A 15728-nucleotide genomic window follows, 5' to 3' on the forward strand; every position below is an offset into this window, starting at 1 on the left:
TCTAGAACACCCGCCTCCTATGTTTGCACTCTTCATTCGCCGACCGGTTCTCTCGCTGGTTATATCTCTGTTTATCACGTTTCTGGGTGGCCTAGCGCTGTTTTCGCTGCCCATTACGCAGTTCCCCGACATTGTGCCCCCCTCCGTAACCGTTACGGCCCGCTACACCGGCGCCAACGCCGAGGTGTGTGCTAAAGCCGTGGCCACGCCGCTGGAGCGCGCCATTAACGGGGTGCCGGGCATGACCTACATCTCGTCGGTGAGCAGCAACAGCGGCATCACGCTTATCACGGTGTTCTTTCAGGTGGGTACCGACCCCGACCTGGCGGCCGTGAACGTGCAGAACCGCGTGCAAACAGTAATTGATGAGCTGCCCGAGGAAGTAATTAAGGCCGGTGTAAGCACCGAGAAAGAGGTAAACAGTATGCTGCTGTACCTCAACGTGATGAGCGAAGACCCCAAGGTGAACGAGAAGTTCATTTACAACTTCGCCGACATTAACGTCCTGCAGGAGCTCAAACGCATTGACGGTGTGGGCTTCGCCGAAATCATGGGCCAGCGCGAGTACTCCATGCGCGTGTGGCTGCACCCCGACCGCATGGTGGCCTACAACGTGTCGGCTGATGAGGTTGTGGAGGCCATCAGGGCCCAGAACGTGGAAGCGGCACCGGGTAAGTCGGGGGAAAGCTCGGGCCAGGATGCGCAGATGCTGCAGTACGTGCTGCGCTACACCGGTAAAATGTTTGAGCCCAAGCAGTACGAGGACATTGTGCTGCGTGCCAACCCCGATGGCTCCGTGCTGCGCCTCAAAGACGTGGCCCAGGTGAAGTTTGACGTGCTCAGCTACGGTATGGTCTCTAAGATAGACGGTAAGCCCTCGGCGGCCATCATGCTCAAGCAGCGCCCCGGTTCTAATGCCTCCGATGTTATTAAGAACGTGAAAGAGCGCATGGCCGAGCTGAAAGGAACTTCCTTCCCGCCCGGCATGACCTACAATGTGGCCTACGACGTGTCGCGCTTCCTTGATGCCTCCATTCATGAAGTACTGCGGACGCTAGTGGAAGCCTTCTTACTGGTATTTGTGGTAGTGTACTTGTTCCTGCAAGACTGGCGCTCCACGCTCATTCCGGCCCTGGCCGTGCCGGTTGCGCTGGTGGGCACGCTGTTTTTCATGCAACTGCTGGGCTTCTCCATTAACCTGCTCACGCTGTTTGCGCTGGTGCTGGCCATTGGTATTGTGGTAGATAACGCCATTGTGGTGGTAGAAGCCGTGCACGCCAAAATGCACGAGAAGCACCTTTCCGCCATGGATGCTACCCTGGAAGCCATGGGCGAGATTGGCGGCGCTATTGTGGCCATTACCCTGGTGATGTCGGCGGTGTTTGTACCGGTGTCGTTCATGGATGGCCCGGTGGGCGTATTCTACCGACAGTTTTCGCTTACGCTGGCTATTTCCATTGTTATTTCTGGGGTAAACGCTCTTACCCTCACGCCGGCCTTATGCGCCTTAATGCTGAAGCCCACCCACGCCATTGAGGGCGATACGCCGGATGCGGCTAACCGCAAGCTCGGCCTGCTTGATAGGTTTTTTGCCGCTTTCAACCGCCGCTATGAGTCACTGGCCACGGGTTACCAGCGCCTGGTGCGCACAATAGCCAGCCGGCGTATGATTACGGTGGCCCTGCTGATTGGCTTCTGCCTGGCCACCTGGGGCGTTAACTCCATCCTGCCCTCGGGCTTTATCCCGACGGAAGATCAGGGCATGATTTACGTGAACGTGACCACGCCCCCCGGCGCCACCGTGGAGCGTACCGAGAAGGTGCTCGACCAGATCCAGAAGGCTGCGGCCAAGCTGGGCCCGGTAGAATCGGTGTCGACGCTGGCGGGCTACAGCCTCATGAACGAAGTAGCTGGCGCCTCTTACGGCATGGGCATGATCAACCTGAAGGCCTGGGACGACCGCAAGCAATCAGTAAACGAGTTGATTTCCGTCCTCAACAAACAAACTGAAAGTATCACCGACGCTGATATTCAGTTCTTTGCTCCGCCCACGGTGCCCGGCTTCGGCAACTCCGGCGGCTTTGAGCTGCGCCTGCTCGACCGCACCGGTCGCGGCGACCTGCAGCAGACGGCTAAAGTTTCAAATGAATTCATTGCGGCCCTTACCAAAACACCCGTGGTAGGCTCCGCCTTCACCGGCTTCGACGCTAGCTTTCCGCAGTACCTGATTCACGTAGACCAGGACCAGGCCGCCAAAAAAGGCGTGACCGTTGATCAGGCGATGAGCACCCTGCAAACGCTGATGGGCTCTTACTACGCCTCCAACTTCATCCGCTTCGGGCAGATGTATAAGGTGATGGTACAAGCGGCCCCCGGCTACCGCACCCAGCCCGAGGACGTGCTGAAAATGTACGTAAAAAACAACCGCAACGAGATGGTGCCCTACTCCTCGTTTGTGCGCTTGGAGCGCGTGTACGGGCCTGAGCAGCTCACCCGCTACAACATGTACACCTCGGCCATGCTTAATGGCGATGCCGCCGCCGGCTACTCCTCCGGGGATGTAATCAAAACCATTGAGGAGGTAGCCGCCAAAGAGCTACCCCGCGGCTACACCTACGAGTGGAGTGGCATGACCCGCGAGCAAATCCTGAGTGGTAACCAGGCCATTTATGTGTTTGCGGTGGTGCTCCTGTTCGTGTACTTGCTGCTGGCTGCGCAGTATGAAAGCTTTTTGCTGCCACTGCCAGTAATTCTGAGCCTGCCCACCGGTATTTTCGGAGCCTTCCTGTTCCTGAAGCTGCTAGGCCTAGAGAACAACATCTACGCTCAGGTTTCACTGGTCATGCTGATCGGTTTGCTAGGCAAAAACGCCATTCTGATTATTGAATTTGCGGTTTTGAAGCGCAAAGAAGGCCTTTCGGCATTGGAGGCGGCCGTGCAAGGTGGTTACTCCCGCCTGCGTCCAATTCTGATGACCTCCTTCGCCTTTATTGCTGGCCTCATTCCGCTCACCATTGCCGACGGCGCGGGCGCCTTGGGTAACCGTTCTATTGGTACCGCAGCAGCCGGCGGCATGTTCATTGGCACCCTGTTTGGCGTCATTCTGATTCCGGGCCTGTACGTGCTGGTATCTGGACGCGGTAAAGCCAACAAGAAACAGCCAGTAACGGAGCCTGAAAGCACCCTCGAACCTGCCCACGCCACGGCCTAGGGCCTCACCCCGGCTTCGCCGGCCACCATCTGCAGCTTATTAGCTCTAGCCTCGCTAGCCCCATGACCTCACTCCTCTCCATACGTTCAGTTATTAACCGTTTTCTTCCGGCACTAGCTGGCCTGGCGCTGGCAACCAGCTGCCGGGTAGCAGCGCCGACGATGCAGCCGGCTGCCGCCTCTATGCCCTCCCGCTTTGCTGCCACCACCACCGACTCTGCCTCAATCGGGGCGTTGTCATGGCAGGAGTTTTTCGGAGACAAAAACCTAATCGGCCTCATCGACACGGCCTTGCAGGCCAACCCCGATTTGCGCACCGCCATTCAGCGCATTGAAATTGCACGGGCTACCCTGCAGGTGCAGCGCGGCGCACTGCTGCCCGCCATTAATGGCGTGGCAAGTGCCGGCGTAGAGAAGTACGGCGACTACACCCTCAACGGCATTGGCAACTACGACACCAACTTATCGCCCAATGTGGAGGGGCGGCAGCGCATTCCTACCCCTACCCCTGACTTCTTCCTGGGGCTGCGCAGCTCCTGGGAGCTGGATGTCTGGGGCAAATTACGGCAGCGCCGGAAAGCAGCCTACCTTCGGTTGCTGGCCTCAGAGAAGGGCCGCCATCTGGTAGAAACCTCCCTGGTAGCGGAGGTTGCCCGCCTTTACTTTAATCTGCTAGGCCTCGATAATGAGCTTACTGTACTAACCAAAAACCAGCGCCTGCAGGAGCGCGCCCTCGAAATTGTAAAAGTTCAGAAGCGCGCGGGCCGTGCCAATGAGTTGGCCGTGCAGCAGTTTACCGCGCAGCTGCTGCGCACGCGTAGCCTGGAAGCAGAAACCCAGCAGCGCATAGTGGCCACCGAGAATGAGCTGAACCGCTTGTTGGGCCGCTATCCGCAGCATATTGCTCGGGGCTTACCTATTCTGCAGCAACCCCTCCCGGCGCAAGTGCAGGTGGGCTTACCCGCTACCATGCTCCAGCGCCGCCCCGATGTGCAGCAGGCCGAGCTGGAAATGGTAGCCGCCCGAGCCGATGTAGCCGCCGCTCGAGCTGCCTTCCTGCCATCTCTCACGCTTACGCCTTTTGTGGGTGTAAATGCTTACCGCGCCTCGGTGCTATTTAATACCCCCGGCTCCCTGGCCTACGGGCTGCTGGCGGGCCTGAGCGGCCCCCTCATCAACCGCAATGGCCTCAAGGCCGACTACCGCCGCTCAGCGGCCGAGCAGCAGATAGCCTACAACGACTATCAAAAAGCGGTGCAAACCGGCTTTGAGGAAGTAACTACCAACCTGCGCGGAATAGGTAACTACCAGCGTGTGTTTGAGTTGCAGCAGCAGGAAGTAGATGCGCTGAACAAAGCCGTCAGCATCTCCGACGATCTGTATAAAGCCAATTATGCTTCGTACCTAGAGGTAGTTACGGCCCAACGCAATGTGCTGGAAGCCGAGCTCAACCTCACCACCACACGCCGCCAGCAGTTCCTCTTGCTTATCGATCTGTACCGCGCCCTGGGCGGCGGCTGGACGGCCAGTGCCACGCCTATTACTAAATAAGTGGGCCTATTTCAATGACTTTAAATTTTGCTCTCATAGTGCGCTAGTCGTACTGCATTCCTTGTAACAGCTCGCTCCCTTGTTAGAGAGCGAGCTGCTTGCTTTTGTATTACTATCAAATCAAGCGAACCTTAAATCGCGTTCGTTTAATTGCAAGTGAATGTATTCGCTTAGCGGCAGGCCTAGGAGCTGTTTGTTTATTAGCAGGAGCAACTGGCCGCTAACTACTTAGCGGCCTCTATTTCGGCTGTGGCCTGCGTTACTAGGGCCGTAACCTGAGCGGCATTGGCAGTTCCGGCAGCTTGTTGCTGCAGCTGGCCTAGCAGTTTCAGCAGTCCTTTATGCACGCCGTACGGTTTATACCGAACAGCCAACTCTTTAATGCGGTTGACACCCTGCAGCCAGGCCGCTGGCTGATCAATGCGCACCAGTAAATCAGAGAGGCCGGTTAACATAGTGAACTGGTCATTGGGCCCAGCGGCATCAAACTTGGTGAGCACCAGTGGCCACTGTGCTGGCCCACCTTCTTTGCCATATACCTCCACCAAGGCTACGGTAAGCGAGCCTTTGTTATCGGCTTCAAAGGCGGTGGCCCGGCTTAGGGCTGCTTTAGCATCTAGCGGCAGTAGGCCCAGCAAAGCGGCTCCCTGCACTTTATACGATGCACTGGCTAATGCCTTGGTAAATAAGGAAGTATACTGCTTGTTTTTCAGCGTACCCAGTGCCGTGAGAGCAGCCGCCTGAACCTGTACAGAAGCATCAGCGGTGGCTAGCTTTACCAGAGCAGGAGTGGCCGCTTTGCGCAGGGCCGGCTGCTGCAGATCGAGCAGTTCAATGGCCATTTGGCGCAGCGCCGCCGACTTATCTGTCAGGCCAGCTACCAGCGTTTGTTGGGCCAGCCGCTCAGCAAACTTTCCTTTGGTAGCTGCCAGGGCTTCGCGGCGGTCGAGGTAACGCGGGGCGTGCTGATACAGGTAGGCATATTCCGCCACTGATTTATTGTCGGTCTTCTGCCACACCAGCACCTTTTCGGCGTCTACGTTTACCAGGTCGGGCTTGGTAGCGGCTGAGAAGTAGAGAGTATCTACCGCTTGGCGCAGGGTAGCCTGGTGGCGTTTGACCCGGCCATTGGTGTACACATCTATGGCCAGCGGCAGGATAAAGGGCACGCCAGCCTGCGTTTGGTGCACTATCACTGCCTGCTGCTTACGGCTGGCATTCCACTGGTAGTCAAGCTGTACGGTGGGGTGGCCTACCCGATAGTACCACTGGTTGAAAAACCAGTTCAGGTCTTGCCCAGATGCTTCTTCTAGGGCCAGCCGCAACTGGTGTGCTTCACCATTTCCGAAGGCATGTTGCTTCAGATAGCGCTGCAAGCCGTTGAAAAACACTTTCTCGCCCAAGTAGCTGCGCAACATATATAGTATGCTGCCACCCTTCTGATAAGTTACATTATCGAAAAGGTGCTCCTTATCGGCGTACTGAAAGCGAACCAGAGGTTTGTCATAATTCTCCGTGCTGCGGAGGTAGTTCCGGAGGCTGCGGTCAGCTTGCTCTTCTCCGGCATCGGGGCCGTATTCGTGCTCGGCCCACAGCACCTCGCTAAAGTTGGCAAATGACTCATTCACCGTAAGGTTGCTCCAGCTTTCGGCCGTTACCAAGTCACCGAACCAGTGGTGAAACAGCTCGTGGGCAATTTCGCGCTCTACCCCGGCGTACTCCCAATCTAGCAGTTCCCGGGCAGAGCCCTGGGCTTGCTCACCGAACAACGAGGCCGAGGTATTTTCCATGGCCCCGCTCGGATAGTTGCGCACCACTATCTGGGCATATTTATTCCACGGATACTCAACCCCCAGCCGCTGAGAAAAGAACTCCAGCATGCGGGGTGTTTTCCCAAAAATCTGTTGGGTTTGGGCCGCGTACTTCGGCTCCAGGTAATAGCTAACTTCTTTGCCGCGCCAAGTGTCTTTGGTAATCTTAAAGTCGCCGACGGCCATCATAAACAGGTAGGGCGAGTGGGGGAGCTCCTGTTTCCAGGTATCGCGGCGTAAGCCTGGGCCAGCGGCGGTTTGCTCTGCTAGCCGCCCATTGCTGAGCGTAACATACTTACTGGGAACCGTCAGGCTGATTTCGGCGGTGGTTTTCTGGCTGGGCTGGTCAATGGTAGGAAACCAGACGGAGTTGGCATCGGTCTCGCCCTGGGTCCAGATCTGTACCGGCTTACCCGCCACGGCGCTATCGGGGTTGATAAAGTACAGGCCCTTCCCTTCAGAAATAAGCGTGCTTCTCCCCTTCTTCAGCTCTTCGGGCTTGGCTGTATACTCAATATACACGGTGTAGGCCTCTCCGGCCGGCACCATTTTGCCCAGGTGCACCAGCAGTTGCTGTTGGGTATACTCGTGCTTGAGGGGCTGCATCTGCTGCCCCATGACCATGCTCACTGCCTTAATATCCATGCCTTGCGCATCCAGCCGCAAAGAATCGGTGGGGTAGCCATGCGGCCTGAGGGTCACCCACTCCTGGCCGTATAGGTAGCACCTGGCGTAGTCGAAACGCACCTCCAGCTTGGTGTGCACCAAGGCATTTACTTTACGCGGCGTGGCTCGGTAGGCAGCTGAAAGGGCGCTTGCGGCCGGGGCTGACTGAGCCGGAGCCACAGCAGGTACGCCCAATCCCAGGAGCGCTACAAGTATATTTCGCATTCGACACAGGAATAAGTTCTTAAGCCGGCAGATGGCTTGCCCAGGCTCAGGGTTGCCTCTGCGCTACAGCAGCCCAGCGGTGCACTTGCTAATCGGCTCTGCTAGTGCTTTTTGCCATCCAACTTTTTTCCGGTGAAAATCTTCTTCGGAATCATGCTGTGCACGCCTTTGGTACCATCCACGAGCTGGGTAATTTCCATGTTGGCCGCCACGCTGGCCAGCATGTAGGCATCATCATGGCTCAGGCCTTTCTCCTTCATCAGGAAATCAAGCATTTCGCGCAGGGCAATTTTGGTGGCCTTGGTGAGGTCCTCGTCGGTGCCCATGGTTATGTAGTCGGTGGGGGTTTCGGCGCGGGGCCAAGTTAGGTGCAGGTCTTTGCGCACAATGAACTCCAGCGTACCCGTGAGGGAGGTTTCCAGGGCCGTAATATCTACCTCACCGTTGCCCTGACCGGCGTGGCCGTCGCCGACTTCAAACAGGGCCCCGGCTACGTGCACCGGAATGTAGAGCGTGGTACCCGCCACCAGCTCTTTGTTGTCGAGGTTGCCGGCGTGGATACCGGGCGGCGCGCTATTAATCCGGCCGTCAGCGGGTGGTGGCGCTACGCCCATGCTCCCGAAAAACGGCCGCAGCGGAATCTCAATACCAGGTGCGAACCGGGCCATCATGCGCTTTTTATCAAGCGGAATGATGCGCATTTTAGCGTAGCCAAAATCTTCGGGCAAAAAGCCACTGGTTGGGCCAAACGCGTTGTAAGCGTAGGGAATGGCCAGGTCAATCTTACGGATACGCACTTCCAGCACGTCACCGGGCTCTGCGCCTTCCACATAAATGGGGCCCGTAAGAATGTGTCCGCCAGGGCCTTTGTTGGTTACGCTCTGGTAAATATCGCGCAACGACTGCTCTACCTGCGCGGGCGCTACTCCGGCTCCTTCCAGGCGCGTGGGGCTAGAGGTGATGAGCGTTTGCACCTCTACTTTGTCGCCGGACTTGATGCGCAGTACAGGCTTAGCAGCTGCATCATAGAAACCCCAGGCCACGGTGGTAGGCGTAGGCTTCAGTTGGTGCGTAGTGGGCTTGGCAGTAGCTGACTGCGCCTGGGCGCCGGTAGTCAGGCAGAGAGCACAGGCTGTGGCCGTTAGCAGAGCCAATCGGTTTGAGAGGTAGTGAAGGGTCATAGTAGCAAGGGGAACAGCAGAAGCCACAAGCTACGCAGCCCGCGCCAAACCCTCACTCCTTCTGTGACCCATAGTGCTGACCTGCTCTCTTGTGCGTGAGTTAGGGCACGTAAGCAGTGAGCAACAAGAACGTCACGCTTGATCCGGCATCCGTTTTTCGGAGCATCACGCGTGCTGATGCTGGGTTGCTATAGCAACTATAACACGCGTGATGCCTCAACGCTGCTCAGCCTGATGTTTTTCTATTATCCCAACTCATTACTGTTCAAATAGCCAAAGGCGTGCTCAACCAGGATTGTTAGCGTGCAGCCTTGTGCAGCAGCATGGCTATAGCTGCTTGGTCAGGAGCAGGCCGCTGTAAGAGTAGCCATTGGCGTTCAGCCCCTGAATGGGCGCCAGGGAGTAGCTGTTGCCGGTGGTTTTGTGCAGCTGCGGCACCACAATGCCGGCGGTAGCGCCAATTACGTAGCCCACAATATTGTCTGAGAGAAAGTGTTTACCCGCCTCAACGCGGGTGTAGGCCACTGCGGCGGGCATAAGGGCGGCCGCCCCCCACACGAAAGGCTCTGCCGGCGAGTTGGGGTTAAAGTCGTGAAAGACTTTAGCGGCGAAAAACGTGGCGGTAGCCGTGTGCGCCGTATGCCCCGCAAAAAAGGAGTTGGTTGAAATTTTGCTGTTCCGGGTAGCCCCTCCTTCGGTGCCGTACAGGAACGGCCGGTAGCGGGTAACGCGGCCCACTGTGGTGGTGAAAATGGCGTCGGTGGTAAGCATAGTTTGCAGGTACAGCCCCAGCACTTGCCCATAGCGGCCGCGCACGTCCTCGTTGAGGGCCAGCAAACCGGGTGCTACCACCAAGGAGCCGTAGCATAGAAAGTCGCCGGCTGTTTGTGCCGACTTGCTATAGTTGCCGGCTGAGAACCGGTCAAATTTCGGCACATCGTTTTTACTCAGGCGGGCCAGCTCGGCGTCAGTCAACCCGTTTTTCTGCTGCACTAAATACAGGCCCAGGCCACTCACTGCCCCCAGGCCCAGCGTGATGGGGGCATCAACGGCGAAGCGCGTGCGGTAGGGTGACGCAGATGAGTTTTGGGCCGTAGCGCTGGGGCCGGCAGCCAGGAACAGGGCCCCGGAGAGCAGCAGAGTAGCGGAGTACTTCATGGAGTAAACTGTTAGGAAAGGGGAACTTTTGAAACGGGAAACTCTTCTGTAAGGTTAATAGAGAGCTATTACCACTGCTTTGGGTTACTCCCTTTACTGCCCGGCGCAGGGGACGCGGCAAGCCTCAGGCCGCCGAACTACTAGCGGCAACTTTTGTTACTCTGCTACGCATACTATTTTGCGGGCGCCTGGCCACTGCGGCCCATTTTAAGAAGGGCTGCTCACGGGCTAGCCAGCAGTGCATGCAGCCCGGGAGGCCAGTGCGTCGTCCATAGGCGCTTATTACTCACTTGAAAACCCGCCACATATTGCTTTCCATGAAGAATACTTTTTCCCGCTTTCTGTTACTGCCGGCGGCCGTACTTGGGAGCCTCTCCTTGTTTGCGCTTACAACCGAAACCGCCGTTGCCCCCGATGCCGACAACGCCGGCCTGAAGCTGCCCGCCGGCTTTGGTGCGCTGAAAGTAGCTGAAACGGGCGGCCGCGCCCGGCACATCACCGTTACGCCCCAAGGCACTATCTACGTTAAGCTAAACCGCCCCAACGCCGCTGGTAAAGGCATTTTGGTGCTTCATGAAACCAGCGGTGGCAAGGCCGAGGTGGCTAGTGGCTTCGGCAACTATGGCGGTACGGGTATTCTCAGCACACCAGAGTACCTGTATGCTTCTTCCGATGAGGAAGTGTTCCGCTACAAGCTCAACGGCAAAGGCGAGGTTATCAACCCCGACCAGCCCGAAAAGATTATTACGGGCCTCGTTAACCGGAAGCAGCACGAGAGCAAGTCTATCACGCTGGATAAGGCCGGCAACATTTACGTAAACGTAGGGGCTTACTCTAACTCCTGCCAGGTGAAAGACCGGCAGAAGGGCTCCATGGGCATCGAGAACTGCCCGGTGCTGGACTCGGCGGGCGGTATCTGGCAGTTCAAGGCCGATAAGCTCAACCAGACCTATGGCAGCGGCATCCGCTACGCTACTGGCCTACGCAACGTGGTGGGCCTCGACTGGAATACCCAGGCCAACCAGTTGTTTGTGATGCAGCACGGCCGTGACCAGCTCTACGATAACTTCCCCAGCCTGTACACCAGCAAACAGTCGGCGGAGCTGCCGGCAGAGTGCATGTACGCCCTGAACCGCGGTGACAATGCCGGCTGGCCCTACATCTACTACGACAATCAGCAGCATAAGAAGATGGTGGCGCCGGAGTACGGCGGCGACGGCAAAAAGGTGTCTACGGGTAACTACCTGGAGCCCGCCGCGGCTTACCCCGCCCACACCGCCCCCGATGCGCTGCTCTTCTACACCGGCACTATGTTTCCGGAGAAATACCGCAATGGCGCATTTATTGCCTTTCATGGTTCCTGGAACCGTGCTCCCGAGCCACAGAAGGGCTACTACGTAGTGTTTCAGCCCTTCAAAAACGGTAAACCTTCCGGCGACTGGGAAGTGTTTGCGGATAACTTTGCAGGCTCTGAGGCCAATGCCGCCGCTGGCCGCCCAGAGCATAAGCCCTGTGGCCTAGCCCAAGGCCCTGATGGCTCCCTGTATGTTACCGATGACAAGAAGGGCACCATTTACCGTATTGTGTACACCAAGAAATAACTCTGCTGATGAAAATACTCTTGCTGATAATGGGCTTTTTGACCTGGGGTAGCAGCCAGGCGGTTGCTCAAAAGAAACCTGCTCCGAAAGCTCCTGCAAAAGCCCCAGCAACCGCTATTTCGGCGGCCACGCTCAGTGCCGGTAAAAGCGTGTACGTGCAAAATTGCCTTACCTGCCACCAAGCCGATGGCTATGGGGTAGATGGTCTTAATCCGCCGTTAATTAAAACCAACTACGTGCTGGGTGATAAAGCCCGTTTGACGAAAGTGGTACTCAATGGTTTGCAGGGCGAAGACATTGAGGGTGAGCCGTATAACAACGTAATGCCCTCGTTCGACATCCTTACTGACCAACAGATTGCCGACGTTTTGACCTACGTGCGCAATAGCTTCGGGAATAAAGCCAGCGCAATTAAGGCGCCCGAGGTAAAAGCTATCAGAGCCTCAAACAAGAAAAAATAGCAGAGCTTACCTATTGAAAAGCCACTTCTACAGTGAGTAGAGGTGGTTTTTTTTATGTCTACGTACTATAGCCAGTTCTGAAAGCATAGCCTACCGCTCACAGTTCAAGATTAAAAAAAGGACAATACATTTTATTAAACTTTATCAATATTTTATATAACTTATTTTGCAATAAAAGTAACAAATACTATCTTCAACTATTCCTCGAGGCTAGCTATTAGCTGGCTCGCCTGCCCTGGGTAGGCCTCCGTTGAGTGCGCAACGCACACGTGCCAGAAGAATAATTCCTGAGCTTATTGGAGATGAGTAGTATGAGCCAGCACTATACCCTGCTGCTAGCATCTGGTATTTTATTGAGTTTACAATCGGCGGCATCCCGCCAGCAACCGCAGCATTCCGTAGCTGCTCCTCCCCTACCCAGTGCCCTGCCTGCTAATGAGTCTGTTACTCGCCAGGGGATAGCAGAGCCTATTTGCGTGGTGCCGCTGCTTACTACCACGCATGGTTGGGTGCGGCAGGTGTTTTTTGAAGATGGCGATTACGTACGCCGCCGCCAGATCCTACTCAAGTTCATGTACAATGCGGAGTACTCCAGCCAGTTCAACCGCAATTATGTACTCGCGCCTCGTACCGGCTTTATAGAGCAGAAAAATGTGGCCGTAGGTGAGCACCTGAAGGCCGGAGCCCGCGTTGCCACCCTGCTTGATGTTTCGCAGGTGAAAGTGGTAGTAGCGGTGCCCAAGCAAGCGGGGCGTGCCTTAAAGCTTTGTGATGTAGTACCGGTGCGCATTGCAGAGTTGCCCACAAGGCGGTTTACAGGTGTAGTTGACCAACTACTGCGCCCTTCCGGCACGCAGGATTCCTACCTCGTAACCGTGACGGTGCGTAACCATATTGCCCCGCTCATTCGCCCCCGCATGCACGCCCACGTTCAGCTTCCCGCCCGGCGGCCCACTCTGCTAGCTAAGGGGTAAACCCACACAGTTTACTTGCCTGCGCCTGCCGTGAGCGGTGCCTTCATGCCCTTACCTATACGTCACTGTACCACTCCTATACAATGCAGAAACTAGTACTTACAGCTATTTTTTATGGTTTAACTTGCCTCGCACTACTGGCCCAGGGGCAAGGCCCGGCGCCTAGATCGGGCGCGGTGGCCAGAGTAGAACAAACCGTAAACCCGGCGGCTCTGCCTTTCACAGAGAAGGCCAGCGTAGTGGTAAAGGCCAGTCAGCAATACAGCGCTGGGCCTCTTAAAACGTGGCTGTTGGGCCACAACTACCGCCGCGAGTGGGAACAACCGGTGCAAGTGCCCGTGCTCAATCTGAGCACTGCCCAGGGTGGCCTACGCCCCCTGAAACAGGGCGGCGGCAAGCAAACCAAATCGTTGCGGCTTCGGGCAGCCAGTGGGCGTGAGTACGTACTCCGCTCTATCGAGAAAAACACCGAGCAGGTGCTCAGCAATGAACTACGCAACACCCTGGCGGCGAAGGTAGTACAAGATCAAGTATCGGCGGCCCACCCGTACGCTGCGCTAACTATTCCGCCCTTGGCTGAGGCCGCGGGCGTAGGCCACACCAACCCCGAGCTGGTGTATGTGCCCGACAATGAGGGCTTGGGTGAATTTAGAAAGGAGTTTGCGAATACTCTGGCCATTCTGGAGGAGCGCGACCCGCAGGTGCCTAGCTCGTTTACGGGTAAGGTGCTGGAGAAAAACTATAGTACCGAACAGGCCCTGGACCTGCTGCGCGCCGACGCCCACAACCGCGTAGATGAGCGAGAACTGGTGCGGGCCCGCCTATTTGATGTGCTCATTGCTGACTTTGACCGCCACGAGGACCAATGGCGCTGGATGGCCTACACCCAGCCGACGGGTGGCCTACTGCTGCGCGCCGTGCCCCGCGACCGGGACCAGGCCTTTTTCGTGAACCAAGGCGTGCTACCCAACATTGCCAGCCGCAACTGGGCCGTGCCCGCCGTGCAGGGGTTTGATGGCACCTTGCGTAACGTGAACACCTTCATGTTTAGCGCCCGCTACTTCGACCGCTCTTTCCTGACGGCGGCCACCCGCGACGACTGGGTTTCAGTGGCTCAGGATATGCAGGCCCGCCTGACAGACGAGGTACTGACGGCGGCCATTCGCCGTCTCCCCGATTCCGTGTACCAGCTCTCCGGCCCCACTATTATTGCCAAGCTGCAATCAAACCGCATGGCACTGCCGGCTTACGCGGAGCAGTACTACCGCTTCCTGGCCCGGCACGTAGATGTAACCGGCAGTAATCAAGCGGAATACTTCCAGGTGGAGCGCCTCGACAACGAGCATACTCGGGTGCGGATGTACGCCGTATCTGCCAGCGGTGAGCCTGCTACCCCTCCGCTCTACGACCGCACTTTCCTGACCTCTGAAACAGATGAGGTGCGGCTGTACGGCTATGGCGGCAACGACCGGATGGAAGTAACCGGCACCGTACATACTGGCGTGCTCGTGCGTTTAATTGGGGGTGAGGGCAACGATGTACTCACGGACCGCTCCCGGGTTACGGGCCCCCGCCGCTACACGGTGGTGTATGATACGCCCACTGGCAACGAGCTAGCCCTGGGCTCCGAGAGCCGCAACCGTACCTCCCCCGATTCATTGGTTAACCAGCACAACCGGCAGGCCTACCGCTACCCCTACCTGGGCCCGCTGCTTCCCCTGGCTTATAACCCCGATGATGGTCTGTTCCTGGGCCTGGGAGTAGAAATCAGGAAGCCGGGCTTTCGGCGGGTGCCGTGGGCGGCCGTGCACCGCTTGCAGGCCAACGTGGCGCTGGGCACGGGGGCCTATGGGTTCCGATACGCAGGCGAGTTAAACCACTTGGTTGGCAACCTCGACCTGCTGTTGCGCGCCGATTTACAGGCTCCCAATTACGTGCGCAACTTCTTTGGCTACGGCAACAATACCGACTATGATAAGGACCAGGGCATTGGCTACTACCGAGTCCGCTACAACAATGTGGTGGTGCAAGCTCTGGCGCGCCGCAGACTGGGCCTGCATAACCAACTTTATGCGGGTCCGCTGTACCAGCGGGTGCGCGTGAAGCACTCAGCGGGGCGTTTCATTGATCAGGTAGCTGAGGAAATGGAAGGCGTAGCCCCCCTATTTGAGCCCCGCCATTACGCTGGTTTGCGCCTAGGCCACACCCTGGATACCCGCAACAACAACTGGAACCCCACGAAAGGCGTGCTCTGGCGCACTGAGTATACCAACCTGCGCGCCGTAAATGAGCGTGCGCGTACCTTCTCCCAACTCACCTCCGAAGCCTCGGGCTACTGGACTCCCGCTGCCACCCCTGGCCTCACGCTGGCGGGCCGCGTGGGCGCCACCCTAAACTTCAGCAACTATGAGTTTTACCAGGCCGCAACCCTGGGCGGGCTCTCCAACCTGCGGGGCTACCGGCGCACCCGCTTCGCCGGAGAAAACAGCCTCTACAACAACCTGGAGTTTCGGATCTACCTCGGCACACTCAATACCATGCTACTATCTACCAAAGTCGGGTTCGTGGGTTTTCACGACGTCGGGCGGGTCTGGATTGATTCAGAACACTCCGACACCTGGCACACCGGGTACGGGGGCGGCCTTTGGCTGGAGCCCTTCCGCCGGGTAGTACTCGTGGCCACTTATAATATGTCGCGCGAAGACAGGCTGCCCGTAGCTCGCCTGGGTTTCCTGTTCTGATAAGTGAGCTGGCCTAAATCCCGGGGCTGAGGTTGATCATAATGCCCACCGCCATCCGGAGCAGCGCGAAGGATCTTCCCACACCACAACGACTGGCCTAGCGCCTCGTGTTTGATGTAAGAAGATCCTTCCCGGTATTCCGGATGATG

The 15728-nt window shown here is 57.2% G+C and carries 9 protein-coding genes; 6 read left to right on the forward strand and 3 right to left on the reverse strand.

What is annotated here, in order from left to right; all coding sequences use genetic code 11:
• Positions 1-19 precede the first annotated feature (19 nt).
• Positions 20-3211 (forward strand): efflux RND transporter permease subunit, encoded by a 3192-nt coding sequence (locus HMJ29_RS19485; RefSeq protein WP_171593058.1) that lies wholly within the window; start codon positions 20-22, stop codon positions 3209-3211.
• A 62-nt stretch (positions 3212-3273) separates the two neighbouring features.
• Positions 3274-4761: an efflux transporter outer membrane subunit gene (locus tag HMJ29_RS19490; RefSeq protein WP_171593059.1), complete on the forward strand. Its 1488-nt coding sequence runs from the start codon at positions 3274-3276 to the stop codon at positions 4759-4761.
• A gap of 224 nt (positions 4762-4985) precedes the next feature.
• Here the strand turns inward: HMJ29_RS19490 and HMJ29_RS19495 are convergent, their stop codons facing one another.
• The 3 genes from HMJ29_RS19495 to HMJ29_RS19505 all read right to left on the reverse strand — a co-directional run bounded on the left by HMJ29_RS19495 (position 4986) and on the right by HMJ29_RS19505 (position 9802).
• The gene (locus tag HMJ29_RS19495; RefSeq protein WP_171593060.1) at positions 4986-7463 is read right to left on the reverse strand and encodes a M1 family metallopeptidase; all 2478 of its coding nucleotides are present in this window, start codon (positions 7461-7463) and stop codon (positions 4986-4988) included.
• Between the two features lie 101 nt (positions 7464-7564).
• Positions 7565-8644, reverse strand: coding sequence for an acetamidase/formamidase family protein (locus HMJ29_RS19500; RefSeq protein WP_171593061.1), 1080 nt, complete (start codon positions 8642-8644; stop codon positions 7565-7567).
• A 327-nt stretch (positions 8645-8971) separates the two neighbouring features.
• Positions 8972-9802: a phosphatase PAP2 family protein gene (locus HMJ29_RS19505; RefSeq protein ID WP_171593062.1), complete on the reverse strand. Its 831-nt coding sequence runs from the start codon at positions 9800-9802 to the stop codon at positions 8972-8974.
• 317 nt (positions 9803-10119) lie between these two features.
• Between HMJ29_RS19505 and HMJ29_RS19510 the strand changes: the two genes are divergently transcribed.
• From HMJ29_RS19510 to HMJ29_RS19525, 4 genes are all read left to right on the forward strand, one after another.
• Positions 10120-11403 carry a PQQ-dependent sugar dehydrogenase gene (locus HMJ29_RS19510; protein WP_171593063.1) on the forward strand — a complete coding sequence of 428 codons (1284 nt, stop codon included), beginning with the start codon at positions 10120-10122 and terminating at the stop codon, positions 11401-11403.
• Positions 11404-11411: 8 nt separating this feature from the next.
• The gene (locus tag HMJ29_RS19515; RefSeq protein WP_171593064.1) at positions 11412-11864 is read left to right on the forward strand and encodes a c-type cytochrome; all 453 of its coding nucleotides are present in this window, start codon (positions 11412-11414) and stop codon (positions 11862-11864) included.
• Positions 11865-12175: 311 nt separating this feature from the next.
• Positions 12176-12838: an HlyD family secretion protein gene (locus HMJ29_RS19520; RefSeq protein ID WP_171593065.1), complete on the forward strand. Its 663-nt coding sequence runs from the start codon at positions 12176-12178 to the stop codon at positions 12836-12838.
• A 176-nt stretch (positions 12839-13014) separates the two neighbouring features.
• Positions 13015-15579 (forward strand): BamA/TamA family outer membrane protein, encoded by a 2565-nt coding sequence (locus HMJ29_RS19525; protein ID WP_171593066.1) that lies wholly within the window; start codon positions 13015-13017, stop codon positions 15577-15579.
• Positions 15580-15728: the final 149 nt, after the last annotated feature.

Origin of the sequence: Hymenobacter taeanensis, from assembly GCF_013137895.1 — a bacterium.
Lineage (GTDB): Bacteria > Bacteroidota > Bacteroidia > Cytophagales > Hymenobacteraceae > Hymenobacter > Hymenobacter taeanensis.